This is a genomic window from Streptococcus suis (assembly GCF_046032535.1).
In the GTDB taxonomy this organism is placed as follows: Bacteria; Bacillota; Bacilli; order Lactobacillales; family Streptococcaceae; genus Streptococcus; species Streptococcus suis_AK.
In genome coordinates this window covers 1-26,373 of sequence record NZ_JARQPL010000026.1, presented here as the reverse complement: position 1 = coordinate 26,373, position 26,373 = coordinate 1, and the positions used below count along the sequence as shown (strand labels likewise).

At 43.7% G+C, this 26,373-nt stretch carries 28 protein-coding genes and 1 pseudogene; 7 read left to right on the top strand and 22 right to left on the bottom strand.

Going from position 1 to position 26,373, the window contains the following annotated elements; all coding sequences use genetic code 11:
• Window positions 1-119: 119 nt before the first annotated feature.
• The 3 genes from tig to P7J58_RS08325 all read right to left on the bottom strand — a co-directional run bounded on the left by tig (window position 120) and on the right by P7J58_RS08325 (window position 3,772).
• The gene (gene tig, locus P7J58_RS08335; protein ID WP_172083687.1) at window positions 120-1,403 is read right to left on the bottom strand and encodes a trigger factor; all 1,284 of its coding nucleotides are present in this window, start codon (window positions 1,401-1,403) and stop codon (window positions 120-122) included.
• Window positions 1,404-1,624: 221 nt separating this feature from the next.
• Window positions 1,625-2,644 carry an alpha/beta hydrolase gene (locus tag P7J58_RS08330; RefSeq protein ID WP_408556101.1) on the bottom strand — a complete coding sequence of 340 codons (1,020 nt, stop codon included), beginning with the start codon at window positions 2,642-2,644 and terminating at the stop codon, window positions 1,625-1,627.
• A gap of 9 nt (window positions 2,645-2,653) precedes the next feature.
• Window positions 2,654-3,772 carry a pectin acetylesterase-family hydrolase gene (locus P7J58_RS08325; RefSeq protein WP_408556102.1) on the bottom strand — a complete coding sequence of 373 codons (1,119 nt, stop codon included), beginning with the start codon at window positions 3,770-3,772 and terminating at the stop codon, window positions 2,654-2,656.
• Between the two features lie 142 nt (window positions 3,773-3,914).
• Between P7J58_RS08325 and P7J58_RS08320 the strand changes: the two genes are divergently transcribed.
• Entirely contained in the window at window positions 3,915-4,424 is a 510-nt protein-coding gene (locus tag P7J58_RS08320; protein WP_408556103.1) for a TetR/AcrR family transcriptional regulator, read from the top strand.
• A gap of 491 nt (window positions 4,425-4,915) precedes the next feature.
• Here P7J58_RS08320 and P7J58_RS08315 read toward each other — a convergent pair whose 3' ends face one another.
• From P7J58_RS08315 to truA, 11 genes and pseudogenes are all read right to left on the bottom strand, one after another.
• Window positions 4,916-5,365 (bottom strand): Rrf2 family transcriptional regulator, encoded by a 450-nt coding sequence (locus tag P7J58_RS08315; RefSeq protein WP_029187645.1) that lies wholly within the window; start codon window positions 5,363-5,365, stop codon window positions 4,916-4,918.
• A gap of 9 nt (window positions 5,366-5,374) precedes the next feature.
• Window positions 5,375-6,004 carry an NAD(P)-dependent oxidoreductase gene (locus tag P7J58_RS08310; protein WP_024377869.1) on the bottom strand — a complete coding sequence of 210 codons (630 nt, stop codon included), beginning with the start codon at window positions 6,002-6,004 and terminating at the stop codon, window positions 5,375-5,377.
• Window positions 6,005-6,144: 140 nt separating this feature from the next.
• Window positions 6,145-6,282, bottom strand: a pseudogene (locus P7J58_RS08305) (SDR family NAD(P)-dependent oxidoreductase); the annotation flags it as partial.
• Window positions 6,275-7,120: an alpha/beta fold hydrolase gene (locus tag P7J58_RS08300; protein WP_408556104.1), complete on the bottom strand. Its 846-nt coding sequence runs from the start codon at window positions 7,118-7,120 to the stop codon at window positions 6,275-6,277. The gene P7J58_RS08300 and the pseudogene P7J58_RS08305, both read right to left, overlap by 8 nt.
• A 25-nt stretch (window positions 7,121-7,145) precedes the next feature.
• Window positions 7,146-8,147 (bottom strand): NADP-dependent oxidoreductase, encoded by a 1,002-nt coding sequence (locus P7J58_RS08295; RefSeq protein WP_408556105.1) that lies wholly within the window; start codon window positions 8,145-8,147, stop codon window positions 7,146-7,148.
• An 80-nt stretch (window positions 8,148-8,227) separates the two neighbouring features.
• Entirely contained in the window at window positions 8,228-8,659 is a 432-nt protein-coding gene (locus P7J58_RS08290) for an Rrf2 family transcriptional regulator (protein WP_029943867.1), read from the bottom strand.
• Between the two features lie 272 nt (window positions 8,660-8,931).
• The gene (locus P7J58_RS08285; protein WP_099810249.1) at window positions 8,932-9,546 is read right to left on the bottom strand and encodes a DUF1349 domain-containing protein; all 615 of its coding nucleotides are present in this window, start codon (window positions 9,544-9,546) and stop codon (window positions 8,932-8,934) included.
• Window positions 9,546-10,112, bottom strand: coding sequence for a TIGR01440 family protein (locus P7J58_RS08280; RefSeq protein ID WP_408556106.1), 567 nt, complete (start codon window positions 10,110-10,112; stop codon window positions 9,546-9,548). The genes P7J58_RS08285 and P7J58_RS08280 overlap by 1 nt, the downstream gene beginning before the upstream one ends.
• A complete protein-coding gene (locus tag P7J58_RS08275; protein WP_408556107.1) occupies window positions 10,093-10,578 on the bottom strand; it encodes an ECF transporter S component in 486 nt (161 codons plus the stop codon). Before P7J58_RS08275 ends, P7J58_RS08280 begins: the two co-directional genes overlap by 20 nt.
• Complete coding sequence (locus P7J58_RS08270; RefSeq protein WP_408556108.1) at window positions 10,568-11,329, bottom strand: bifunctional hydroxymethylpyrimidine kinase/phosphomethylpyrimidine kinase; 762 nt, start codon at window positions 11,327-11,329, stop codon at window positions 10,568-10,570. Before P7J58_RS08270 ends, P7J58_RS08275 begins: the two co-directional genes overlap by 11 nt.
• Entirely contained in the window at window positions 11,319-12,068 is a 750-nt protein-coding gene (truA, locus tag P7J58_RS08265) for a tRNA pseudouridine(38-40) synthase TruA (protein ID WP_024410345.1), read from the bottom strand. Before truA ends, P7J58_RS08270 begins: the two co-directional genes overlap by 11 nt.
• A 166-nt stretch (window positions 12,069-12,234) precedes the next feature.
• Here truA and P7J58_RS08260 point away from each other — a divergent pair, with 166 nt between their 5' ends.
• The 6 genes from P7J58_RS08260 to P7J58_RS08235 all read left to right on the top strand — a co-directional run bounded on the left by P7J58_RS08260 (window position 12,235) and on the right by P7J58_RS08235 (window position 16,584).
• Entirely contained in the window at window positions 12,235-12,690 is a 456-nt protein-coding gene (locus P7J58_RS08260) for a Fur family transcriptional regulator (RefSeq protein WP_408556109.1), read from the top strand.
• Window positions 12,691-12,853: 163 nt separating this feature from the next.
• Complete coding sequence (locus P7J58_RS08255; RefSeq protein ID WP_408556110.1) at window positions 12,854-14,722, top strand: heavy metal translocating P-type ATPase; 1,869 nt, start codon at window positions 12,854-12,856, stop codon at window positions 14,720-14,722.
• 130 nt (window positions 14,723-14,852) lie between these two features.
• On the top strand, window positions 14,853-15,377 hold the full coding sequence (locus P7J58_RS08250; protein ID WP_408556111.1) for a hypothetical protein: 525 nt from the start codon (window positions 14,853-14,855) through the stop codon (window positions 15,375-15,377).
• A 1-nt stretch (window position 15,378) separates the two neighbouring features.
• On the top strand, window positions 15,379-15,594 hold the full coding sequence (locus P7J58_RS08245; protein WP_318818963.1) for a helix-turn-helix transcriptional regulator: 216 nt from the start codon (window positions 15,379-15,381) through the stop codon (window positions 15,592-15,594).
• Window position 15,595: 1 nt separating this feature from the next.
• Window positions 15,596-16,102 (top strand): DUF2975 domain-containing protein, encoded by a 507-nt coding sequence (locus tag P7J58_RS08240; RefSeq protein ID WP_408556112.1) that lies wholly within the window; start codon window positions 15,596-15,598, stop codon window positions 16,100-16,102.
• An 11-nt stretch (window positions 16,103-16,113) separates the two neighbouring features.
• A complete protein-coding gene (locus tag P7J58_RS08235; protein ID WP_408556113.1) occupies window positions 16,114-16,584 on the top strand; it encodes a hypothetical protein in 471 nt (156 codons plus the stop codon).
• Between the two features lie 36 nt (window positions 16,585-16,620).
• Here P7J58_RS08235 and P7J58_RS08230 read toward each other — a convergent pair whose 3' ends face one another.
• From P7J58_RS08230 to P7J58_RS08195, 8 genes are all read right to left on the bottom strand, one after another.
• The gene (locus tag P7J58_RS08230; protein WP_044674099.1) at window positions 16,621-17,292 is read right to left on the bottom strand and encodes an amino acid ABC transporter permease; all 672 of its coding nucleotides are present in this window, start codon (window positions 17,290-17,292) and stop codon (window positions 16,621-16,623) included.
• Window positions 17,293-17,704: 412 nt separating this feature from the next.
• Window positions 17,705-18,580: a transporter substrate-binding domain-containing protein gene (locus P7J58_RS08225; protein WP_408556114.1), complete on the bottom strand. Its 876-nt coding sequence runs from the start codon at window positions 18,578-18,580 to the stop codon at window positions 17,705-17,707.
• A gap of 123 nt (window positions 18,581-18,703) precedes the next feature.
• Window positions 18,704-20,149: an amidase gene (locus tag P7J58_RS08220; RefSeq protein WP_408556115.1), complete on the bottom strand. Its 1,446-nt coding sequence runs from the start codon at window positions 20,147-20,149 to the stop codon at window positions 18,704-18,706.
• Between the two features lie 92 nt (window positions 20,150-20,241).
• Window positions 20,242-21,378 carry a molecular chaperone DnaJ gene (gene dnaJ / locus P7J58_RS08215; RefSeq protein WP_408556116.1) on the bottom strand — a complete coding sequence of 379 codons (1,137 nt, stop codon included), beginning with the start codon at window positions 21,376-21,378 and terminating at the stop codon, window positions 20,242-20,244.
• Window positions 21,379-22,155: 777 nt separating this feature from the next.
• Window positions 22,156-23,979 carry a molecular chaperone DnaK gene (dnaK, locus tag P7J58_RS08210; RefSeq protein WP_099806866.1) on the bottom strand — a complete coding sequence of 608 codons (1,824 nt, stop codon included), beginning with the start codon at window positions 23,977-23,979 and terminating at the stop codon, window positions 22,156-22,158.
• A 256-nt stretch (window positions 23,980-24,235) separates the two neighbouring features.
• On the bottom strand, window positions 24,236-24,748 hold the full coding sequence (gene grpE / locus P7J58_RS08205) for a nucleotide exchange factor GrpE (RefSeq protein ID WP_002943082.1): 513 nt from the start codon (window positions 24,746-24,748) through the stop codon (window positions 24,236-24,238).
• Window positions 24,749-24,760: 12 nt separating this feature from the next.
• Window positions 24,761-25,795 (bottom strand): heat-inducible transcriptional repressor HrcA, encoded by a 1,035-nt coding sequence (hrcA, locus tag P7J58_RS08200; RefSeq protein ID WP_099872281.1) that lies wholly within the window; start codon window positions 25,793-25,795, stop codon window positions 24,761-24,763.
• A gap of 220 nt (window positions 25,796-26,015) precedes the next feature.
• Window positions 26,016-26,171, bottom strand: a complete 156-nt coding sequence (locus tag P7J58_RS08195) for a hypothetical protein (protein ID WP_153309101.1) — start codon at window positions 26,169-26,171, stop codon at window positions 26,016-26,018.
• Between the last annotated feature and the right edge of the window lie 202 nt (window positions 26,172-26,373).

Below are 26,373 nucleotides of genomic sequence, written 5' to 3'. Positions count from 1 at the left end.
CCTTTGTTAACCAGTTAACTATATCACAAGAATATTAACCAGTCAAGTGTTTTTTAAAATATATACTAATTTATCAAAAAACAAAAAGAAAACCCGACCAAGTCGAGTTTTCCAAATAATTATTTTACAGTTGCAGTGCTTGTGATGACTTCAACCGCTTTTTTCACTGTGATGTCGTGTTTAAGCATTTCTGGTGAAAGCAAGCTACGAACTTGTGCCACTTCCATGTTGTAAGTTGCTGCCAAGTCTTCGATTTCTTTGTTGATTTCTTCTTCAGTTGCTTCGAAACCTTCTGCTTTAGCTACTGCTTCAACTACCAAGTTTGTCTTAGTACGTTTTTCAGCATCTGCTTCGTATTGTTTATGAAGGTCTTCACGAGTTGTACCAGTGATTTGGAAGTACATATCTGGTGAGATACCTTGTTGTTGCATACCACCCAAGAATTCATTGATTGCACGGTGAACTTCTTCGTGAATCATTTCTTCTGGCAATTCAACGATTTCAGCGTTTTCTACAGCCAATTCAAGAGCTGCTGATTCAACTGCATCGTCAAATGCAACTTCTTTTGCAGCTTCCAATTCTTTACGGTACTTAGCTTTCAACTCATCAAGTGTTTCCACTTCTTCGTCGATGTCTTTTGCCAATTCATCGTCCAAGGCTGGAACTTCTTTTGCTTTTACTTCGTGGATTTTTGTCACGAAGAGAGCTGGTTTACCAGCAAGGTCAGCTGCTTGATAGTCTTCTGGGAAAGTTACTTCAACATTTACTTCTTCACCAGCTGCGTGGCCTACCAATTGTGCTTCAAAGCCTGGGATGAATTGACCTGAACCAAGTCCAAGTGAGAAGTTCTCACCTTTACCGCCGTCAAATTCAACACCGTCGATTGAACCTACAAAGTCGATAACAACTGTATCGCCTTCAGCTGCTGGACCTTCTTTGATGACCAATTCAGCCAAGTTGTTGCGTGCAGCTTCGATTTTTGCGTCAACTTCTTCGTCTGTTACTTCTTTAGTAGCTTCTACTGAAACTGCCAAGTTTTTGTAGTCACCCAATTTTACTTCAGGTTTTGTCACAACTTCAGCAGTGATTGTCCAGTCTTGACCTTTTTCCATAGACACAACGTCGATTTTTGGTTGTGCAACTACTTCAAGACCAGCTTCTGCAACAGCTGCTTCATAAGCTGCTGGTAAAAGAGCGTTTACTACATCTTGGTAAAGTGCTTCTTCACCAAATTTTTGGTTGAAAACGGCACGTGGCAAGTGACCTTTACGGAAACCTGGAAGATTGATATCTTTCTTAACTTTGTTGAAAACGCGGTCCAATTCTGGTTTGATAGCATCTTGACCGATTGTGAAAGTCAAAACGCCGCGGTTTGTTTCTTTTGCTTCAAATGATACAGACATTCTGTCATTCTCCTTAAAATTTTATTGCATACTCTTCATTATAACACAATTGACAGGGATTTCAACGATTTTATAACGTACTTTTGGGAAATGGCAGAGCTGGGACTCATTGTTCTCATTTGGAATTTTTCGGCGTAGACTTTCTAAGTACAAACATGGTTGTCAGAGCGGCAGATTGATTGGGCAAATCCCCATCAGTTTCCAACTTATCAATACTCCGACTATTCCTTGGTTCTATCGTCTATAAAAGTAATCAACCGTTCAAATGCTTTGGCAGATACCGGGTCATTTCGTAAATTCGCCACAAAACCATGAGGCTTTTCAAGCCCTTCTTCTGCTAAAGGATCGACCAATTCATTTTCAACTCCCGCTTGCTTCAAGGCCTTATTGAGCGACATCATATCTGTCCGATACTCACTTCCCAGAAGGAAACTAGCTGGATAGTCTTTATTCACATGGGAAATCGGGTTATAGGCATTGATTTCTTCCTCACTTAGATAAATGGTTTCTGAAACATAATTTCCAACCAACATCTTGGCTGCTAAGCTAAATTTGGCATAATCTAAGGGAGCATCGTCGATGACCAGAGCCTTGACATGTTCTTTTGCAATGCTTGGTTCAATGTTCAATAGCTGAGCGTACTCCTGATTGGCTAAGACACTACCATATTGAGCTACCATGATGGCACCTGCTGATGAACCCATCAAGACGACATTGTCCATGTTCAAATGGTATTCTTCAGCGTGTTCCTTTATGTAAGCGATAGCCTGATTCATCTGAATCACCGGCGTTGGAAAATGATAGTCTGGAACAAGAGCATAGTCAACATTGACCACATTATATCCTTTTGACACGATATCGTCAATGAGATAGGTCGCTTGGCTAGCTGCCAGAGGATCCCCCATATTTTTACTCCCTCCAAAGAATCCACCACCGTGGAAATAGAAGAGGGTTGGACGGTCAGCTTCAAGATTTTGGTCTGGATAGGTTATATCTAAAAAACTGTTGGGATAGTCCTTGCTATAGGCAATCTCACTTTTCAAATACTGACCATTCTCTTTCAGACCATCAATGGGGGCATAAAGAGGACTGTAAGAGTTCGGTGAACTTTCCTTGTACATAAACGATTGAATGACACCGACCATCAACTGCGGATGATTGGTAACCGACACATAAGCAATGATACCGAGACTAGCTACAATCCCAAGGATCCATAAGATGATTTTTTTAAATTTTTTCAAGCTATTCTCCTAATCTAATAGTTCTAACCCGTAACTCTTTACCTCTCCGTTAACCGCATCATCCAGCCATTCTGCCACACTCTTGTCTTGAGACATAGGGGTAAAGAATGTTGAGAAGTTAATGGTGGTGTGCTGAGTAGCGGTAGTTTTTTCATCTTGCCCGTAATTCCAGACAAAAATACCCACGCCATCAATCTGAGATTGCAGTTCTTGAATCATTTTTTTAAGTTCTTTTTGAAAGTGCTCACTGCTCTCTTCTGTTGCATCTGCTAGTTGCCCTTGGTCAATATAAGCCTGATATTGCTGAAGAATTCCATCTCGATAGGAAATGTCAAATAAAATCTTAACGCTATCCCCGCGTTTCTCATGGAGGGCTACTAAGCTATCTAAAACAATATTATCTGAATGCAGGCGGTCACTAATGGAAGTCGGTGTTTTCCAGACATTTTCCGCAATGCTTTTCCAATTATCATGTCTCAAAAAGGAACTGTCAACTGCAACGGTGACATTTTTCGCCGTTGGAAAATGAGAAATGACATCATCCGCTAGCAGTGAGGTCGCAAATCCGCCAGCTGAAAATCCAGTCACCAGAAGCGTATCGGGATTGCCAACGTGCGGTTTGGTTGCTGCTAATATACTTGACAAATTATTATAACCCTGATGATAAATCGTTTGTTCCTTACCTTTATCATCTACGTAAGTAAAATTCTGTGTGCCAGCATGAAAATCTCCTGTCCCATACGGAAGGACAATCATAGTCCAGTCCTTAAATGGATTATCTTCCTGCGAACTACCAATTCCCCATTTTGCGACATAATCTTGGTTAGCAGTTGTGGTCGCATAATATTGAGTCCCTCCACTAGCAGTCTCTTCATTGATACTCACACCACCACCAAAGAAATAGACCATCACCTTATTTTTCTCTTTACCGATACGAAGCAGGCCGTGTGCCTGATTGCCCTGAGAATCTACAACCCCTTCGGGACTGAGGCTGTACCATTCATTCACTTGTGGGGTCTGATGTACAAGCTCTGGAGCGGACCAACCAAAGGTCATTTTATAGGCAATAAAACCAAGCAAAGCTAAGGTGGCTACTACAGCTGATACTATTTTCCAAACTTTTTTCATACTTTCTTTTTTCTGTCCTTTATGGTATATTTTTAGAAACAGGTGTTTCGTTTTTTTATTAGTATAGCAGATGAACAGTGGGAAAACTAGTCCCAGCTCTGCTATTTGCCCAAAAGGAAACAAAGGAAAGGAAGTGTTTCGCATGGAAAGAGTGAAGCGGAAAGAGTCGTTATTTGTGGAGAGTGTCGTGGAGGCTTTGTGGGAGTTGCTGGAAGACAAATCTTTTGAAAAGATTAGTGTGTCTGAGTTGGTGGAGCGAGCTGGCATCGGTCGGGTGACCTTTTATCGTAACTTTTCTAATAAGAAAGAGGTTCTCGAACGGTCATTCAACATGGAGTTGCAAGCCTGGTTGACCGAACGGCAGATTGACTTGTCGGATTGGTCAGATGCTCATCTCTTACTAGCTTTACGGCAATTTTTTGACTTTTGGTATGAACAGCAGGATAAGATTCGCTTATTGACTGCCAACCATTTGGACTACTTGCTCGAGGAGGTCTTGGATCGCTATTTCAAAGAAAGGCTGGGGGACATGACTGATGATTTTCACCTGCAATTTATCGTAGGCGGATTTTTCCGAGTGCTTAAAACCTGGGTTGCTAGAGGCTGTAAGGAAAGCCCTGATGACATCATGCAGTTGATGGGAGAGCAATAGGGCAAGTTTATCAACAATCTTGACCAGACCAAGCAAAAAGACTTAGATAACTGTTTTTCAGTCACTCTAAGTCTTTTTGTGTATAGTGAGGATGGGCAAAAAGCCCAGGACCACTACTCAGAGTTCGTGTCAACATCTCAGCGCAGTGGTTGATTGGGTTTAACAGTCCAGTGTACTGTTAAAGGTTGGAGATAAGATTTGCGAAGCAAATCTCAGCAATTCGTGTTTTACACTCCAAATCTGACCATTACGACTGTGGCGAACAAAGTTCGCTCTATTTCCAACCTCCAAAGGTTCCCCGAACCTTTGGAGCTATGCGGGGGTGGGAGTTTAAAAGGTCTGGGAGACCTTTTAAAGTGGGAGATATAAGCTGACGGCAGTCAGCTCACATAAATTGATGTCTGGGGATAGACTGTTTCAGCTCAACAACTTGAAATAAAGACTTGTTGACGAACTCTTCTATGAATGGTCGAGTTCTTTCCCACTCCCATTTAAGTCCTTTTCACTTTTTCTTCAATGGCTTTTTCTAGGTCAACCAGAACATCAGACATATACATGGTTTTCAATTCTTTCTCCATAGCTGTCTGGACTTGGACGAGTTTGTCGTCCACAGCGGCATGGATATTCCCTCCCACGATACAGTCGGGATGGGGATTTTCATGAAAATTAAACAAGCCTTTCTTATCGATATTGTCAACCGTAACAAAGATGTCATAAAGGCTAATGTCATCAAGTGGCTTTGCCAAACGAAAACCGCCGCTGCCCTGCTTGGCATCTACAATTCCCGCATCCTTCAAACCAGATAGAACCGAGCGAATGATAACGGGATTGGCTTGAATGCTGTTCGCCAAAACCTTGCTGGTGACACGTTGCTGGTCTTGAAAGAGATGGATAAAGGCCAAGGCGTGAATGGCAATGGTAAATTTATTTGAAATCTGCATAAAAACCTTTTACTCGCTGACAAGGCTGATACGTGCTTTGAGATGATCACCTGACGCAATCTCGTCAATCATTCCAACGGCATAATCTGCATAGGAAATAACACTTTCTCCCTTGCTATTCAAGACCAACTCTTCACCGCCAAGAATATAGCGACCTGTCCGTTCACCGTCTGCTTGGAAATCACCTGCCGGACTTACATAGGTCCAGTTGACATCATCTACTTGACGAAGGGCCTCAAGTGCTTCCTTGTGAGCATTTAGCACAGGCAATACCTCCGCTGGAAACTCTGTCACATCTGCCACAGTCAAGGTATGTTCTGGATTAACATAGAGGCTTGCTGCTCCACCAACCACAAGCAAGCGTGTTTGTGAATCTTTTAGAATAGCCGCCAAATGTTTGGCTGCATCAGGAACCATATGCACAGTGTCTGCTGTCCAGGCACCTACTGCATCCACTACCGCATCAAAACCAATCACATCATCAGCTGTCAAGTCAAAAACATCCTTTTGAAGAACCTGCTGTGCGACTGTCTTATTTTCACTACGAACGATAGCCGTTACTTCAAAACCACGTGCTGCCGCTTCTTTTACAATCAAGCTACCTGCTTTACCGTTCGCTGCTATTACTGCTATTTTCATTTTCTTTTCCTCCGAAATGTTTTTGTTGTAAATTTCTTTATTACAACTTTACGTAGACTAGTATATCCTAACTCCCAAAAGTTGTCAAGGGTTTTGTTACAACTTTTTCCGAAAATTGTTGGTAGGTTCATTTATCGTAGAATATCACTGAGGGCTACACGGAGCTTTTCGCTATTTCGCCCGTGCAAGATTACTTCATGACCTTCACTAGCTAGTTTCATGGCTAGGTGTTTGCCAATCCCGTCCGTCGATCCTGTGATTAAAATGGTTTTAGGCATTGCTTTCCTCCAAAAAGGCTAGTAAGGCTTTCGAAAAATCCTCTGCATTTTGGAAGATAGAGCCGTGACCTGCATTTGGATAGATGATCAGTTGGCTATTTTTGATTTTCTCATGCATGGTATAAGAATTTTCTGTTGGAACCTGCATGTCCTTATCACCGTTGACGATCAAAGTTGGTTGGGTGATAAAGGTCATGTCATCTTGTGGCTCTCTTCCCCAGCGTTTGATAGCTTTGAGCTGGGTCAAAAATCCTGGAACATTCATGTCCTTGTCTGCATGAGCAGCACTTCGTTGCCCCATACGACCCAAGACTTTTTCTGCCTCCAAACGACCTGTTTCATCATGATTGTAGAAGATGTAGCGTTTTGGATCCACACGCTCCAAACCAGCCTTCAGCATATAGCGGAAGGTTTTTCCAGTCACCTTATCGACTTCAAAACCACCACGAGGACCTGTACCAGCTAAAATCAAACGGTTAACCAGCTGACTATCCAGACGAACGATTTCTTGAGCAATAAAGCCACCCATAGACAGACCTAGCAAATTGATTTTTTCATGACCCAAAGCCTTGATAATGGCAACAGCCTGCTCAGCCATTCCTGGAATAGTCGGAGCCACCTTGCCTTGACTAGCTCCTACGCCAGGAAGGTCTAGGACAATTACATGGTGTTGTTCAGCCAGCAAATCCAGCAATTTTGGATCCCAGTTGTCCAAGGTCGCCGCTAGGTGAACCAGCATGACCAAAGGGATGTCAGACTTGCCCTTGCTAAGCTCACGATAGGCGATTTTATTGTTTGAAACGGTGATGTATTGGTTTTTAGTTGTAATATATGACATGATTTTTCCCTGTATATTTTGTTTTTTAGTTGAAACGGAGGACGGTTTTTCCGCGTGAACGACCGTTGGCAACCTTATCAAGTGCTGCGTTGACTTCTTCAAATGGATAAACGGTATCGATTGACGGTTTGATTTCGAGCTTACTGAAAATGTCTGCTACTTCTTGCAGCTGGCGACCATTGCTCTCTACGAAAATGAAATGGTAGTGAACACCGTATTTCTTAGCCATTTTGTCAAATGAACGACCAGCTAGGCCAAACAAGATTTGCTTCCATTTTGGCAAATTCATACGTTTGGCAAATTCACCATTTGGCATGGCACGAAGGGAAACTAGCTGTCCACCTTTTTTCATGATTGACATTTGTTTTTCCGTTTCTGCACCGCCAAGTGTGTCCAAGACATAGTCAACATTGCTAAGTGTTTTGGTGTAATCTTCTGTCTTGTAATCGATAAACTGGTCTGCACCCAATGACAACACCCGCTCTGCACTTGCCACATCACCATTAGTAATGACAGTCAAGCCCTTGGCTTTGGCAATCGGAATAGCCATACCGCCGACACCACCAGTTCCACCTGAGATGAAGATGGTCTTGCCTGCCTCAGCACCCATGAGGTCGAGGGCCTGCATGATGGTCAAAGCTGTCAAAGGAACAGCAGCCGCTTCTTCATCTGTCAAGTAGGCAGGAACCTTAGCAAGAGCCTGAGCGTCAACCGCTACATACTCAGCAAAAGCACCGATACTATCAAGTGGAAGACGACCGAAGACACGATCACCTGCTGCAAATGTCGTCACGCTTGAACCTACTTCTTCAACCAGGCCAACTACTTCATTTCCAGCTGTTTGGGGCAATTTGTAAGGGACAATCAATTTCACATCTCCGCGTGAAATCATGTTGTCCAATGGATTAACGCCTGCTGCGGTCACTTTGACAAGGACCTGGTTAGGCTTGATTTGTGGCTTAGCAATTTCTGTAAGGTTAAGGGCGATGTTGTTTTTGTTATAAGATGTGTGTTGTGCTGCTTTCATGTTCTTCTCTTTTCTATTCTTTAATTTGTTCCTGTATCACTTACAGGTCTATGTTTGGGTTTATAAAATCTGACACTTGGTCAGATTCGTTCTTGATTGGCTGATTGATAGAGATTAGTAATCACATTATCTAAGGATTGACGACTGAGTTGATTTTCCAGTTCTTGTTCAACGCTGGAAAAGATGGGAACCATTGCACCTTCTATATGCTGCCCAACTGGACAAGTAAGATTGGCATTCTGGTGTATTTGAAATAGGCGAATATGCTCCACTTCTTGCGTAGCAAGGTAGATTTCCAATAAGCTAATATCCTTAGGGGACTTGCTCAATTGGTAGCCTGAACGACCTTGGTGCGAAGTGATTAAGCCTGCATTTTTCAAAAGTGCAATCACCTTGCGGATGTAACTGGCATTGGTGCCAACGCTCTCAGCCAAGGCTTGCGAGCTAAGTATTTCCTTACTCTCACTGATCATGGTCAGAATATGAAGGGCTACTGAAAACTTTGTATCCATTCGGTCTCCTTTCTGTTCTTGTATCATTTACAAGAACAAGTTTAACATAAGCTAGACTTCTTGGCAAGGATTTGGCTCAAAAGATAAAAAAAGTAACTCTCTTACTAGTCGAAAGTTACTTCCTGATACTCAATGAAAATCAAAAGTCGCCTAGGAAACGACGGCGAAGATTGAACAGGAGTTCTTCAAGGCAAGTTGACAACGGATCTTTTTGATTTTCGAAGAGTATGAGTTTCAACAATTTTTCTGTTACTACTTACCTAAAACTCTTACTATATTTCATCTGGCTCTTGTCCGTCATGGGGCAGCCATTTGCAGTCGCTCAATTCCATATTGGTAAAGCGAGCTGTAAAACTGGAGTTTTCTGGTGAACAGGCATATAGCCCAAAAGCTATTTTCCCCGCCCCTTGATGAAAATGGCAAACCCGCATTTGTTTGAAGTGGATACCGTCTTCGGAATTTTCAAAGCAGTAATCAGCTCCCCTGCGACTGAGCCTAAACCACATAGATTTAACTTGTGAACTGATTTCAGTAGTTGCCCAGTCAGAAAAGCCGTGATTAGTCACCACACTTCCCAAGTGTTGGAAGTCCTCATTTTCATATTCTATCGAACACTTGAGCCAATTCTCCGAATCTTGATAAAGGACAATTCCACACTGGTCAAATCGAGTATGACTACCCGCAAAATCCGTCTTCACAGTAAAGGAAAAATAGTCCTCCTCCGTTTCCATTTGCAAGACAGGAGCATTGTCATTCACAAAATGGTAATAGGTCTTCTGCCACAAATCCGTCTTGGGTTCTGTGGTAATGGTAATTTCTTCATCTGAAATAGTGAATTGTCTCGGTGGACGGGTCCACACTAAATCCTTGACCGTAAATTCTTTCATTATGAACCTTTCCGTATCTTATCTTCCTGATAGGCTGCACGGGCTCCACCGATTAGTTTTGGTCGGCTGGCAAGAGCAGTGACATGGGCCTGACCAATCTCACGCAGGCTAGGTCTAATCGGAACTTGGACGTGCTTGATATGCATGCCGATAGCTGTGTCGCCGATGTCTACACCAGCCTGAGCTGTGATAAATTCGACTTCCACCGGGTCCTTCATATACTTGAAGGCCGCCAACTGACCTGAACCACCTGCATGGAGGGTTGGCAGGACATTGACTATTTCCAGGTCCTTCTGGATTGCCAATTCACGCTCCACCATCAAGGCACGATTGAGGTGTTCACAACCTTGGACAGCTAGATAAATACCTTTTGGCTCCAGAATTTCCAAGATGGTTTCAACAACCACCTCACCGACTTCCAGACTGGAATTTTTGCCAATATGTCCACCAATGACCTCACTAGAAGACAAACCTAGAACAAATATCTGCCCCTTTTGAAGATTGCTGAGGTCTAAAACTTCCTCGACAACCTGCTGGGTCTGTTCCTTAATTTCCTTTAATGACATGATTTACTGCACCAATTCTTTCTATTGCCTGAGCCAAGATGTAACCAACTACCAAACCAACTGTGTTTTGCAGAGTATTACTCATCAGACTTGTAACAGCGTCAGCTACGTTATACATTAAACTAGACGCCACAAAATAGCCCCCAACCATAGAGAGCGTCGCCAAGACTAAACCGAGAATCCGTTTCTTACCTGTCCAACCCGCAAAGTAACCTTGAGCCCCGTGGAAGACTAGACTAAAGAATGCCCACTGGGGATAGCCCAGCAAGAAGTCAATCAATAGCCCTGCCAAACCGCCGACAATCGCTCCTTCTTTCTTGCCCAAGTAAAAGGCGGTAAAGAAGACTCCCACATCCAAGAATGTGACAAAACCTGTCGGTGTCGGCACGTGAACAAAGGCCAAAACCAAACTCAAGGCTGTTAAAATAGCGAGCAAGACCAATTCCTGCGTCTTTTTATTTCTCATATTGAATTACCCCATATTGATCTGATTTTAAGATGGCTGCATGGACAAAGTCCTTGGACAGTCGGACTGCCTCCAAAGAGTCCTGACCTAGCAAAAGCTGACTGGCAATGCTGGACGCAAAGGTACAGCCCGCCCCCACATTGTTTTCTGAGAGCAAGGGCGACTTAAGCACCACCGCTTCCTGCCCGTCATAGTACACATCGACAGCCTGTGAACCTCCCAAGCGATTGCCCCCCTTGATAACCACCGACTTGGCACCCAAGTCATAAAGCGCCACCGCCGCCTGCTCCATCTCTTCCACCGTTTGGATGTCTTTTTGGAGCAATAGCTGAGCTTCTGCCAGATTTGGCGTGATGATGCTGACATAGGGAAGGAATTTCAAGAGTTCATCCCTCAGCTGGCTGACCTCGGTATCATGCGTTTCCTTGCAGACCAAGACCGGATCCAAAACCACTGGAATATCCTGATGGGCCTTGATAAATTCCAAGGCCTGCTCTGCTATTTCCACCGTCGGAAGCAAGCCGATCTTAATAGCTGAAAAGGGCACATCCTTCAAACTAGCCAACTGCTGGGCAAACACCGCTGCATCTGTCGGAATAACCTCAAAACCTTTTTCCGTCATAGCTGTCAAGCAGGTCACCGCCACAAAACCATGCAGCCCATGGACTGTGTAAGTGGTCAGGTCTGCATGGAGGCCACCACCGCTGAAAATATCATTGCCCGAAAGCGCCAAAATATACTTAGTCTTCATAGATAATCTCCTTTAGATAGAGCCCATTGCCTGCCGCAGTCGGACCTGCCAAACCACGATCTTTTTCTGCCAAAATCCGCTTAATCTGCCCCACAGGCATGCGACCATTACCAATTTTCAAGAGGGTCCCCACCATATTCCGCACCTGCTTGTACAAAAAGCCATTGCCTGAAAAGGTAAAAATCAAGAACTGGCGCCGCTGGTCATACTCCATTGTCGCCGCCGTGATGGTCCGCACCTTGTCCTCGACCGAGGTTCCTGAAGCTGTAAAGCCTGTGAAATCATGAGTCCCCACTAGATCCTGAATAGCTTCTTCTATCAAGCCCAAGTCCAAATCATAGGGATAGAAAGTCGCATAGTGGCGCATCATAGGATTCTTGGGCCGGCCAATGTCCACCAGAAATTCATAGGTCTTGCTGTGCTTGGCGTAGCGGCAATGAAAATCATCCGCCACCTGCTCCACCTGGACCACATCAATATCTTCAGGTGTTTGGGTATCCAGGGCAAAGCGGAGCTTCTCAGTGTCTCGACTGCCAGCCAAGTCAAAGTGTATAACCTGACCATAGGCGTGTACTCCTGCATCTGTCCGACCTGCACCATGAACGGTTACCGGCTGGCCACTATTGAGTCTTACTAACGTTTTTTCGATTTCTTCCTGAACCGTACGAGCATGGGGCTGGCGCTGAAAACCAGAAAAATCATGACCGTCGTAGGAAATAATTGCCTTATATCGTGTCATGGTCTGATTGTAGCACAGGAAAAGTATGTAAACAAGTCATGAGACATCAAACTGTCCTATGACAGATTTCCTGTCTCAAAATTGACACAACCTCCCAAATACACTATAATGAAACTGAATATTGTATCTTAGAATTTTTATAAAATAGTAACGAAAGGAGGAAACTATGGAACTCCATTCTCACCTCAATGCAGAAAACCAAACTGCTTTTGAACACGTCATCCAACATCTAAAAGAAAAGGGTGTACGCATTACCGAAACAAGAAAAGCTGTCGTTGCCTATCTAATCGAAAGCGACGACCACCCAAGTGCCGAAATGATTTACAAGGACCTCCTGCCCAACTACCCTAATATGAGTTTGGCAACGGTTTACAATAACCTCAAGGTTCTCTTGGAAGAAGGCTTTATCACCGAACTCAAACGAGCAAATGACACGACGACCTACTATGACTTTATGGGGCATGAACACCTCAATGTTATTTGTGAAAAATGCGGAAAAATCACTGATTTCATGGACGTGGAAATTCCAAGTCTCAAGCGCGAAGCCCATGAACAAACAGGCTATAAGATTACCAAGGAAGTCCTATCCATTTACGGCATCTGTCCTGATTGTCAGGGCTAAAAGACGAATATCAAAGCGGCTTTCTGTCGCTTTTTTTATTTCCCTTTGAATTATCAGAACAATCTTATTTATAATAATTCTAAAAAACTTGACTTTCTTTTTTATAATTGTTATAATTAACTTAGTTAAATAATAATAATTCTAAATAAGGAAACAGAAAACTATGACACTCGTAACCAACCTTAAACAACACAGCCACATCATCACAACCGCTCTCTGCTTGGCGCTCATTCTAATGGGTATCCTTTTGCTACAGACTGGGCAGGGATGGGCACCCATCCTCTTCATTCTAGCCTTTGTCATCGGTGGCTACCAGTCTGCCAAGGAAGGTCTGACTGAGCTGATTTTCGATAAGCACCTGTCTGTCGACCTGCTCATGATTTTGGCTGCTATCGGCTCTGGTCTAATTGGCTACTGGATGGAAGGGGCTCTACTCATCTTCATCTTCTCCCTTTCTTCTACTCTGGAAGAATTAGCCATGGAAAAAAGCAAGAATGCCATCGCAGCTTTGATGAACATGACGCCTCCAACAGCTCGTAAAATCGAGGAAAATGGTGACATTACTGTCTTGGATACAGCCGACATTCGCATCGGCGACCTCCTGCAAGTTCGCAAGGGCGATACGGTCCCACTGGATGCCACTCTCATCAGTGAGCAATCAATCTTTGACGAGTCCATGATTACTGGCGAGCCGCTCCCTGCGGAGAAAATGGCTGGTGCGGCGGTTATTGGTGGTACTATCAACCAAGGACCAACGGTTACCGTTCAAGTTACAGCTGAAAAAGGCGATGCCCTCTTCGATAAAATCGTCCAAATGGTTGAAAATGCCCAAGAATCCAAATCAAAAACGGCGACTTTCATTGAAAATATGGAAGATACCTATGTCAAGGTTGTTTTGGTGGTGGTGCCTCTCTTTATCCTCTTTGCTCATTTTGCTCTGGGCTGGGACTGGTTAACTGCCTTCTACCGTGGCATGATTCTCTTGACCATCGCTTCTCCTTGTGCCCTCGTAGCTTCTTCTTCACCCGCGACACTTTCTGCCATCAGCCGTGCGGCACGTAAGGGCATGATTATCAAGGGCGGTGACATTGCGGATAATATCGCCAACTTAGAAGCCATCGTCTTTGACAAGACGGGTACCCTAACCATTGGTAAACCTGAGGTTGTAGGGGCAAGCTATCTTGGCGATGAGGAGCTTATCAAACAGGTTGTTCAGGCAGTTGAAAAACAATCTAGTCACCCGATCGCTCAAGCTCTGATGACCTATACAGCTGACAGCTCTGCTATTGCCCTCCAAAGCCTAGAAGACGTGACCGGAAAAGGCTTGGTGGCGAGATATGAGGGCGACAGCTGGAAAATCGGTAAGGCGGGATTTGTGGTGGACAGCCTGGTGAGTCCCCTGTCTGCTGGCTTGCTGGCACAGATCGATGAGGCGGAAAGTACTGGGAAAACCCTGGTCTATGTCAGCCAAAATGATGTCCTTGTGGCGATCTTCATGGTGGAAGATAGTTTGAAGCCTGAGAGCAAGCAGCTTATTGCCCAGTTGAAAGAAATGGGAGTGACGCCAATTCTCCTGACGGGCGACCAAGAAAAGACTGCTCATTACGTGGCGAGTCAGGTCGGTATCGAGCGGGTCATTGCCAACTGCTTGCCGACGGATAAGGCTGCTGTTATCCAAGAACTGCAAACCGAGTTTGCGTCTGTCGGTATGGTGGGGGACGGTATCAACGATGCTCCTGCTCTTGCCCAAGCCCATGTCAGCTATGCCATGGGAAGCGGAACGGACATCGCTATGGAGTCAGCTGATATCGTCCTCATGGAAGACCTGACACGGATTCCTTACTCCATCCGTCTCTCTAAGAAAATGCGGGGTATCATCAAGCAAAATATCATCTTTGCCCTGTCTGTCATTGTCCTTCTTATCATTTCTAACCTCTTCCAGTCTATCAACCTACCGATCGGCGTGGTCGGCCACGAAGGATCTACTATTTTGGTGATTTTGAATGGGTTGAGACTCTTGTATTTTAAATAGCTTCAAACCGCCAGTTGCTTGGCGGTTTTCTTATTATTTTTTAAAAAAACGCTTGCATTTCTAGAATTATTGTTTTATAATAATTTTGAAGATGATATTATCATAAAACAATAATAATTGGAGGTTTGCTATGAAAACAAATCTACTCAAAACAGCAGGATTGGTTGCTGCATGTGTTCGCTTTTTCTTCTATTTGTTAATTGCAGGCTATATTCTCTTCAGCTTAGCTGGTTTCGGAGGCGACTCCTTTGCGATAGACTCTTGGGAATATACCTTTAACAAACCCATTGACCAGATTGGTATCTGGCTCATCCTTTTAACAAGTGGATTGATCTTACTCGTCTTGGCGGCACTCAGTCACATTGCCCACTTGCTTCAAAAGTTATGTAAATTGCTTTTGGAAGAAGATTGTTTCGCTTCAGCTAGTCTGGAACTGTATCAGAAACTCTTCATCAGTTTGCTCGTCCTGACTGCTGGGCAATTTTGCCTAACCAGCTTGAACGCCTTGACAAATGCTGCTGGACCAAACAACTTCCTCAATCTGCGTTGGTCAGATTTTATCCTCAATGCTCTCTTTATCTTCCTGACTTATTTTGTCTGGACCTTAGTACAAAAGGGGCAACAACTTGAAACCGAGAACAGCGAGTTTATCTGATATGGAAATGATTCGCGTAAACCTAGACAAGGTCCTCAAAGACCGACAAATGACTTCCAAGGACTTGGCGGAGCAAGTCGGTATCACCGAAGCCAACCTGTCCATTCTCAAAACAGGAAAGGCAAAAGGCATTCGTTTCAACACCCTGATGAGCATCTGCCGAATCCTAGACTGCCAACCAGGAGATATTTTGGAATATGTGAGTGAGGAAGAATAGTATGAACAAAAAGATATTTTTCAACATCGTCATACAATTGCTAACGTTTATTCGTTATGGATTGATTGCCTTAACAGGACTGATAATTTTGGCACTTCTTATTCTACTTATAGGCGGGAAACCTATTCAAAATAGTTTACAACTAACTGTCCCCTTGCCTATCATTGTTATTATTCTAATCATAAGTATCATATTGGTAGCTTGCTTCATCTACCTAGCTACCGTACTCAAAAAATTGATTATCAACTTTCAGAAAGGAACTATCTTCTCAACTGAAAATGTAGTCTATACAAAGATAATTTTAGGAACTCTGATCGTATGGACTAGCATACAATTTGCAAGTGCTTTTTTCCTATCTTACCTAGATTTAAAGAATGTGAGTGATCTATATGATTTTTCACTTAGTGACTACTTCATAAATGGTGTGCTGATTATTATTGCACTACTAGCAAAAATGGTATTGGAAAAAGGTGTACTTTTACAAGCTGAAAACGATGAAATTATATAAAGGAGCCCATGATGAAAAAGTATATTTCCCTCATTGCACTCTGCATGATGATACCTTGCTTAAGTGCTTGTCACTCTGTCACTTCAGAAGTTAATAAAGAAATGCAAAACGAGCTAACAGCAGCTTCCATCGAAACAGAAAAAGCTCTAAAAACAGACGAAAGTCTGGCTAAGATTGAGAACTTTCAACAAATTGTCGAAATCGCGGCATCCAAAGGAGAGTTCTCTCTTAAATCTCCTTTCTCTGGCAAAATCTATTTAATGGCATCAAAAGAAAATCTCGAGAAACTCTCAAAAGAAGAGTTTACTCTGAATGAAAAGAGCTTCTCACCTATCGATGTTGGTAGTAGCAGTGATTTTAATATCCGCTACAAAAATCAAACTTACTTCACTGTTCAAAGCTTATCCGTGCAAGAGCTGGAAGATTTTGAATACACCAAATCCTCTTCTACTTCCGCTATTCTTGTGTTCTATCCAAACTAGCAAAAATTCCTCGATTCAAAAGAACCGAGGAATTTTTTAATAAGTCGCTAAGTGTTTTTCTAGTTGTAACTGACCAAATGCATAAAGGGTACAGATAACCCAATAAATAAGAGCCACACAGATGTAAACGGTCATATAGTCCGACTTGGCTCCGCCGACTATCTTGGCCTTATTGAAAATCTCTGGCACAGTAATCATAGCTGTCAGAGAGGTACTTTTGACCATGTCTAAGAGGACGTTGCTAAGGGGGGGAAGGGCAATGCGAAAGGCTTGAGGAATGATGATTTTTCGATAAATCACATTGGTCCGCAAACCCAGGGAACGTGCCGCTTCCCATTGCCCCTTATCAATGGCTGAAAGAGATGCACGAATAATTTCAGAAATGTAGGCACTGGACATGGAGGTAAAGGCGATGATAGAGGCTGTTATGGCATCTAACTGCAAGCCCATAAAGGGCAGACCAAAATAGATGAAGAAAAGAAGAACCATGAGAGGAATACCACGCATGAGAGAAATATGGGCCATAGCCAACCAACGCAAGGGTCCAAACTTAGACATCCGCATGAGGGCTACAAAAAATCCACAGAAAGTCCCCAAGGCAAAACCAATTAGGGATAGGGATAAAGTGTAGGGAAGCCCCTCCAAAATCTGTGGTATAGCCTCTCTTGCAATATCTGCATTAAAAACTGCCTGCCAGTTAATATCCATATCTTCTCCTCTTTCCTAAAAACCAGATAGACCTTGCCAGTCTGGGACTGACAAAGTCTATACAAGATGCATTTATCGTCATTTAGTTTTTCTTTTATTACTTCGACGTAAGAGGAAACTCTGTTTCCTTATTTCCAACTTCAAACACTCCACTGGAGTGTTTGAACTCACCTTGCCTGATTGAAACAGTCTGGGGGATACGAATAGTCCGGTGGACTATTCGTACCTGAGCCTGAAAACAAAAAAGCGAAGTACCTCAGCTGGTCAATGCCAGGAAACAAGAAAGCATTGAGATATGCCTGCGGCAGTTGATGCGAACTTTGTTCGCTTTATTTGCAACCTCCAACTATCTCCCAGATAGTTGGAGCGAGTACTAAAAGTAAACTAAAAGACTATAATTTTATACTAATTCTTATTCAACTTCGATAACTGGCAATTTATCAGCATTTTCAACAGGGATTGTCAAATCTTGTCCTGCATAGTATTTCTCAGAAATTGCCTTCAAAGTTCCGTCAGCTTTCATCGCTTCAAGAGCTTCGTCAATTTTTTCTTTCAAGCTTGTGTCAGCCTTGCTCATGACAATCCCTTGTTCAGTTGGATTGTATTTTGCATCACCCATTTTGACCTTGATGTCTGGGAAGTTGGCATTGGCCCATTTGATGGCCATGACTTGTGTGTAGTAGTCGTTTGGAATGAAGTCTGTACGACCTGTTGATACATCACGCAAATAGACATCGTTGGTTACGTTGTCATAGATAACTGGCTCTGCACCTTGCTTTTCAGCAATTTTCATGTACTGAGTACCTGCACCACCACCAGCTTTTTTACCAGTCCAGTCGCTCAAGTCAGCTGCTTCGATTCCTGATGAACCATCTTCACGGACGATGTAGCCACCAACTGAATACTTGTAAGGGATAGAAAAGTTGTACTTTTCCTTACGTGCTGCTGTCATGTCAAAGTTGTTCACAGAAATATCAACCTTGCCACTGTCCACAGCTGTAAAGGCTTCTGCTACACCAATTTCTTGGTATTCGATTTCCAATTTCAAACGTTTACCGATTTCATTGATCATGTCAATTTCATAACCGACCAATTCTTTAGCATCGTTGTAGTAAGAAGTTGGGAAGAGGGTACCTGGTGTTGCAACCTTCAAGACACCTGCTTCTTGTACCTTTTCCCATTGAGTCTGTTCAGCTGAAGAACTGCTTGTATTAGAACTTGAGCTAGAACATGCTGCCAAGGTCAAGGTAGAAACCAAGAGAGCTGAGGCCAAAACTTTTTTCAACATAAAACAATCTCCTTTGGAAGCCATAGCTTCCCTATTACTTTTTCGGTGTTAACCCACCAACTTTTATAGGTTAACATTTTGAAAACGTTTTGGCAAATAATTGAACTGAAAAAATGAATTCCCTTACAAGTTAAGTAAACCTGCTGCCTCCATTTGGTCTGCCAACTGCAAGAGTAAATCCTCTCGTCCCTTGGCTGCTGTCAATTGGATGCCGATTGGCAAGCCGTCAGCCCGCACATAAGTTGGCAGACTAATCGAAGGTTGTCCTGTGATATTTGCCTGCTGGGTAAAGGGTGTCCAGGCCAGACTTTCTGCAAACATCTCCCAAATCAAACTCTGCTGCTCTGCCATTGTCAACTCCTGCGTGTGCAACAAGCGGTCCAGCATCTCTTGCGAGTGAGTGAACTGGTCTAGCTTGGGAGCCACATCTGCCACGGTCGGTGTAAGAAGGAGGTCGTAGCGCTGGTGGAAGTCCGCCATTCTGGCACTGTAGCGGTCCCAATCCTGCAAGACCTTAGAATAGAGTTTAGCTGGGATGGTCTGCCCGCTCTGGTAAATGGCCCAGGTCATGATCTCTATGTCATCAGGGGTCATGGGACGACCCAGCCCCGCTTCAATCTCGTCAAACATCTGAGCTGTTTCAACACTGTTCATCAGGTAATAGGCCTGCATGACTTCAAGGCCGTCTAAAATAGGACTTGCTAGCTCGGTAATCTGGTGCCCCAGTGCTTCTAACTGAGGCAGAAGGGACAAGACAGCTTGCTTGGCATCAGCGGAAACCGAACTGCCAATCGGCGATGCCAGACTGTAGGCAATTTTCAGAGGTTGATCTTGCGGTGCAAGGAGACTCTGCTCAGACAGGAGAGCCAGAGGAAAGGGAGCTTCCACCTGATAGGTCTGCAAGTGATAAAGAAGGTGTTTGGTATCGCGGACTGACTTAGTCAGAGCAAAGTTGCTGGAAGCGCCCTGCCAACCTCGATAAGAAATTGGTCCAACTGGAATCCGACCCCGACTGGGCTTGAGCCCAATCAAACCATTGAAGGAGGCGGGAATACGGATAGAACCGCCACCATCTGAAGCTGCTGCTAAAGGTACCATACCAGAAGCAACTGCCGCTGCTGCACCACCACTGGACCCACCTGCATTTCGGCTCAAATCTAGCGGCAACTTGACTGGCCCATGTAGGCTGGAGTCAGATATGTTCTTAAAACCAAACTCTGGCGTATTGGTCCGGCCCAAGATGATGAACCCCATATCCTTGAAAGCCTGTACCAATTTATCTGTATGCCCCGCTCGGTAATTCTGGAATAGACGAGAGCCCGCTGTTGACAAGTGCCCTTCTTCATTTTGCCCCAAATCTTTCAACAAAAGAGGAACACCACCAAAGGGCTTATCTTGAAAGTCCCCTGTTTCTGCTTCTTGCAGGGCTTGCTCATATTGCTTGCTGACGACAGCATTGAGAGCAGGATTTTCCTCTTCTATTCGTTCAATAGCGTCCGCTACCAATTCTCTGGCAGAAACCTGACCTGTTCGTACAGCCAAGGCCATTTCCGTCGCATCTTTCCACATAGGCATCTCCTTGTATTTTTTATTAGCTTATCATGAAAGTAAAAAATCAGCAAGCCACGCTTACTGATTTTAAGTATGCCGATAAAAGCAATTTACAGCTCATCAAAAGCATCTTTTACCTTATCAAAAAATCCTTTTTTATGGGGTTTGACATCAATATTTCCTGCTGCCGCAAATTCTTTAAGAGCTGCTTTTTGGCGGTCATTCAAACCTGTCGGAGTGACAATATTTACTGTGACATATTGATCACCAATAGCTCCACCACGAACACTTGGTGCACCTTTTCCTTTGAGTCGGAAGGTCTTACCAGTCTGGGTACCTTCAGGAATGACCATATCCACATCACCGTGAACCGTTGGCACATGAACTGTATCTCCAAGTGCGGCTTGGACAAAGTTGAGGTTCAGTTTATAGTGAATAGTGGTTCCTTCACGTTCAAACTTGTCTGAAGGTTGGACCTGAATGACAACGTAGAGATCTCCGTAAGGACCTCCATTGAAACCAGCTTCACCTTGACCTGCCAAGCGAATACGTTGACCGGTTTCCACACCAGCTGGTACCTTAACCGTTACCGTATGAGCTTGTTTTTCATGACCAGTTCCATGACAGGTTGCACATGGATCTTTGATTTGTTTCCCACGACCGTGACAGACATCACAAGTCATTTGACGACGCATGGTTCCAAGTGGAGTTTGGGTATCCACATTGATCACTCCAGAACCATGACAACGCCCACAGGTTACCGGACTTGTTCCAGGTTTGGCACCTGAACCTGTACAGGTTCGACAAGTTGCTTCACGATGGTAAGAAACCTCTTTTTCTGCACCGAAAATAGCTTCTTCAAACTTGAGATTGACACGGTATTGAAGGTCATCCCCTTGACGTGGTGCATTTGGATTACGGGTCGTACCACCTCCGCCAAAGAAACTTGAGAAGATGTCTTCAAAGCCACCGAAACCTGCTCCGTCGAAACCACCAAAGCCACCTGCTCCTCCGCCGAAGCCTCCATTGGCACCAGCTGGACCAAATTGGTCATAGGCAGAACGTTTTTGAGGATCACTAAGAGTTTCATAAGCCTCTTGAACTTCCTTGTATTTATCCTCCGCGCCCGGATCCTTGTTAATATCTGGATGGTATTTCTTTGAAAGCTTCCGATAAGCCTTTTTAATCTCATCTGGCGATGCATTCTTAGAAACCCCCAGACGATCGTAAAATTCAGTATTGTTCATAATGTAAGATATTAAGCCGTTAAGCGACTCAAAGAAAAATAGGAAACTGTCCGACGATGCCTCGCATCTAGGCAAAGTTTATCTTTTTTCAAAGAGTCGTAGGCGTATTCAATTACACCAAAATAGTCATGCATGAATACTACATATTAAACGACTGTGTTCGAATAAACGAACTTGTATTCCTTTCTTTGAAATTTTGAAAGTAGCCCGTGTTCAGTTACGAACACTTTTCTTTCTATGAAGATATTAAGCCGTTAAGCGACTCAAAGAAAAATAGGAAACTGTCCGACGATGCCTCGCATCTAGGTAAAGTTTATCTTTTTTCAAAGAGTCGTAGGCGTATTCAATTCTGTAAAAGTTAGAAGGGTATTTACCTAAAAACAGAGGCTGGGTTGCAACCTCTGTGATTGGAAATTTTATTGACGAATGATTTCAATTTTCTAGAAGATGAGAACTGAGTTCGATCTAAGAACTTCGGGAAAAAGATAACTTTCCAAATTCTAGATACTCAAAGAAATTCAAGACTAGGCTAGGCAACTGGACGAAGATTGAACTAGAGTTCATCAAGGAGAGCTAACGAAGCCCAGTGAAGAATTTCGTGGCTCGGGATAAAACAATCCCCAGACCAACTGCTCGTTTCTGAATTCCCATTCTCGATAGGATAAGAACTGAGTTCGAGCTAAGAACTTCGGAAAAAAGATAACTTTCCTTGAATGCAAGCATTCAGCATCAAGTTCCTATTTTTCTGTCGTTCTCTTAACGCTCTCACATCTTAACTTACTTCTCCGTAAACTCGCCGTCTACCACATCATCGCCTGCGTTGCCAGCAGTTTGGGCACCTTCTTGGCCTGCAGCTGCTTGTTGTGCTGCTGCGGCTTGCTCGTAGAGTTTCACTGCAAGGGCTTGGGCTTTTTCGTTGAGGTTTTCAAGTTTGGCTTTCATGTCGTCCAAGTTGTTAGCTTCTTGGGCTGCTTTCAACTCATCAAGAGCTGCTTGAGCTTGGTCGCGTTCTGCGTCGAAGCCTTTGCCTTCCGTTTCTTTCAGAGTTTTCTCAGTCGCAAAGATTGCTTGGTCAACATCGTTACGAAGGTCCACTTCTTCCTTACGTTTCTTGTCTGCTTCGGCGTTTGCTTCTGCATCTTTCATCATGCGGTCGATTTCTTCATCTGTCAAACCTGAGTTAGACTGGATAACGATGGTTTGTTCTTTTTGCGTACCAAGGTCTTTGGCTTTTACAGAAACGATACCGTTCTTGTCAATGTCAAATGTTACTTCGATTTGTGGAATACCACGAGGTGCTGCAGGGATGTCTGTCAATTGGAAACGACCAAGAGTCTTGTTGTCTGCTGCCATTGGACGCTCACCTTGAAGCACGTGGATGTCAACAGCTGGCTGGTTGTCTGCCGCGGTTGAGAAGACTTGTGATTTAGAAGTTGGGATAGTTGTGTTACGGTCGATGAGTTTTGTAAAGACACCACCCATTGTTTCGATACCAAGTGACAATGGTGTTACGTCAAGAAGTACAACGTCTTTGACATCACCAGTGATGACACCACCTTGGATTGCTGCACCCATAGCAACAACTTCATCAGGGTTTACAGATTTGTTTGGCTCTTTACCAGTTTCAGCCTTAACAGCTTCTACAACGGCTGGGATACGAGTTGAACCGCCGACAAGGATAACTTCGTCGATTTCTGACAAGCTAAGTCCTGCATCTGAAAGGGCTTGACGAACAGGAACTTTTGTACGTTCTACAAGGTCGTAAGTCAATTCGTCAAATTTCGCACGTGTCAAAGTCATTTCTAAGTGAAGTGGACCTGCTGCACCTGCAGTGATGAACGGCAAGCTGATTTGAGTTGATGTTACACCTGACAAGTCTTTCTTCGCTTTTTCAGCTGCATCTTTCAAACGTTGAAGGGCCATCTTGTCAGCTGACAAGTCGATGCCATTTTCTTTCTTGAATTCTGCTACCATGTGGTCGATAATCTTTTGGTCAAAATCGTCACCACCGAGCTTGTTGTCACCTGCTGTTGCAAGTACGTCGAAGACACCGTCACCAAGTTCAAGGATAGATACGTCGAAAGTACCTCCACCAAGGTCGAATACCAAGATTTTTTCGTCTTTGTCAGTCTTGTCCAAACCGTAAGCAAGGGCTGCTGCAGTTGGTTCGTTGACGATACGTTCTACTTCAAGACCAGCGATTTTACCAGCGTCTTTGGTTGCTTGACGCTGTGCATCGTTAAAGTAAGCAGGAACCGTGATAACGGCTTTAGTTACTTTTTCACCAAGGTACTCTTCAGCGTAGCCTTTCAAGTATTGAAGAATCATAGCTGAGATTTCTTGTGGTGTGTATTCTTTGCCATTTGCTGAAACTTTTTCAGAAGTTCCCATTTTTGATTTGATAGAAATGATAGTGTCTGGGTTAGTCACTGCTTGGCGTTTTGCCGCATCACCAACGATGATTTCACCATTTTTGAAAGACACAACAGACGGAGTTGTGCGGTTTCCTTCTGGGTTTGCGATGATTTTTGATTCAGTTCCTTCAAGAACTGCAACTGCTGAGTTTGTTGTACCTAAGTCAATACCGATAATTTTAGACATATGTGTTACCTCTTATTAATTTCTTTTAGTGATACTCTCCTTAAGTGGCAACGCCGTCAGAGCCCGCTTTTGCGGTCTCTTTGACTAAAGTTTGAGCCTCTAGTCTCAAACTTTGCGTATTTACCGCCACGGCGGAGAGTATCGAATGAGCTCACGATGTTCGCCAGCCCACAAGCACAAGGCTTGTCTTTTTTTACAATTTCATAGTTTTGTGACATTTCGGTCAAGTTTTCTTTTTTGGAAAATAGCAGAGCGACTATTCTGATACAACTACCATAGCCGGTCTCAGCAAGCGTTCATGTAACTTGTAGCCTTTTTGGAAGACTTGTGCGATGTGTTCTGCTGGGCAGTCGTCTGTGGCTGGAACTGTTTGAATGGCCATGTGAAGATTTGGGTCAAAGACATCTGTTGCGACTTCTTCCACCCCTTCTTCTTTGAGGGCTTGGATCAAGCTTTCCTGTACCATTTCCAAACCTTTTTTAACATCTTCTGTCAAGCCTTCGACTTGAAGGGCACGCTCCAAGTTATCCAAACTCGGCAAGATTTTCTTGGCCAAGTCTTGCGAACGGTAACGCTGAATGGTTTGGCGTTCCTCATTGGCACGGCGTTGGATATTTTGCATTTCAGCGTGGGCACGGAGGTACTTGTTTTCAAATTCCTCTGCACGCTCATTTGCCAAATCCAATTCTGATTTTTCAGGTGTCTCCACAACTTCTTCTGTTGCTTCAACCTCTTCTACGATCTCTTCGTTTTTGATTTCTTCTGACAAAGCATTCTCCTTCTAATTGACTTCATAATGATTACTACTTAAATATCTGTAATAATCGGTTAATTTCATAAATAGGACGCGACTGATGATATTGATCAAACTCATCTGCCTGCGGTAGTTCATGTTAACAGGACCGAGCAAGCTCATCTGGGCCATGCCCCGATAGGGGATTGGAAAGCGATGATGAATGACTGTCACATCTGCAAGAGCAGGTTCTCTATGTTCCGCCACGGAAATACTGGTCTGCTGGTTGGGAGCCAAGCCCTGCCGCAACTCACTAGCAAGCACCTGCGGATTATCCAAGAGCTGATAGGTGGCCAGATTGCCGTAGGTCAGCGAGGCAACTTTTCCACCGATAAAGACAGATTCTTGGAAAAGATTGGAAAAGATGTAGTCCATGAGATCCAAGACATTGTCCGTCGTGGCAAAGTAACGCTGCACCACTTGGGGAATCTCCGTCCGCAGCTTGTAGTGGATGGATAAGACCGTCTGTCCAACGAAGCGTTCATCCACCAGGCGTTTGAGCACTTCCAAGTCCCTAGTCAAAAAATTCTTGGGAATGGCAAACTGAACGGTGACAGGTTTAGACTGGTCCAGAGTCAAGACTGCCAGAGCATCGTGGCTACTGAGTTGCACGATGTCAAAGGAAGTCAGTTGCTGACTGGTCGGCTCCACATCTAAAATGACCGAGGTGTAGCCTGTCAAATCCGCTAGGACTGTACTTGCCCGCTCCAAGATGTCCTCCAGCTTGAAGGCTTCAAAGTCGAAGGCCTTAACCACCTGATAAACATCTTCTTCATCAATGTGTTCCAGATTGAGCGAGTGATTGACAAAGTATTGAAAACCAGCCCGACTGGGCATCCGTCCACTTGATGTGTGGGCCTTTTCTAGCAAGCCCAACTGCTCCAGCTTGGCCATGTCATTGCGAATGGTAGCAGAACTAGAAGCAATCATCTCCTGCAAGGCCTTAGAACCAACTGGCTCATGATGACGCGTAAACAATTCAACAATCAGATTCAAAATATCATTTTGACGTTGGGTAATCATCTTCGCTCCTTTCATGAACATGGTTGAGTTCTTAGCGTTAGCACTCTTGTATGTCGAGTGCTAAACTTTATACTCTCATTATACGCCGAAAAAATGGATTGTCAAGAGAAAAAGACAAAAAATTAGCACTCTTTTGCTTAGAGTGCTAAAAATCAGTCTGAGGACCTAGAATGGTGGATTGTCCAAATGATAAAAGTTCTTTTCCACAAATATTTTCGAATTACTTTTCTTCCTTCATATCAATTAAATTCCAAAAATTTAAAATCATTATCAGCGTTATTGCAATCAAGCTGATAAAACTATTTCGATTTAGAAAAATCACTGCGAAGATTGCAAGTGCATTGATGAGGGTTGCTATACGTTTTTGTTTTGTCATTTTCCAACCTCCTCGTAAAATAAGTTTATGGGGATTTTTCAACCCCAAATTTTTAACAATTGTAATAACATTAACTTGACTATTGCAAGGTTTTCCAGAACAATAGAGTCATGGAATGGACTCACGGTTGTTTCTTTTCCTCCTTGTTGCTTAGACTTCATTTTAAAGTCTGTTACCCAAGCGTTGTTCCTACTTCCAACAC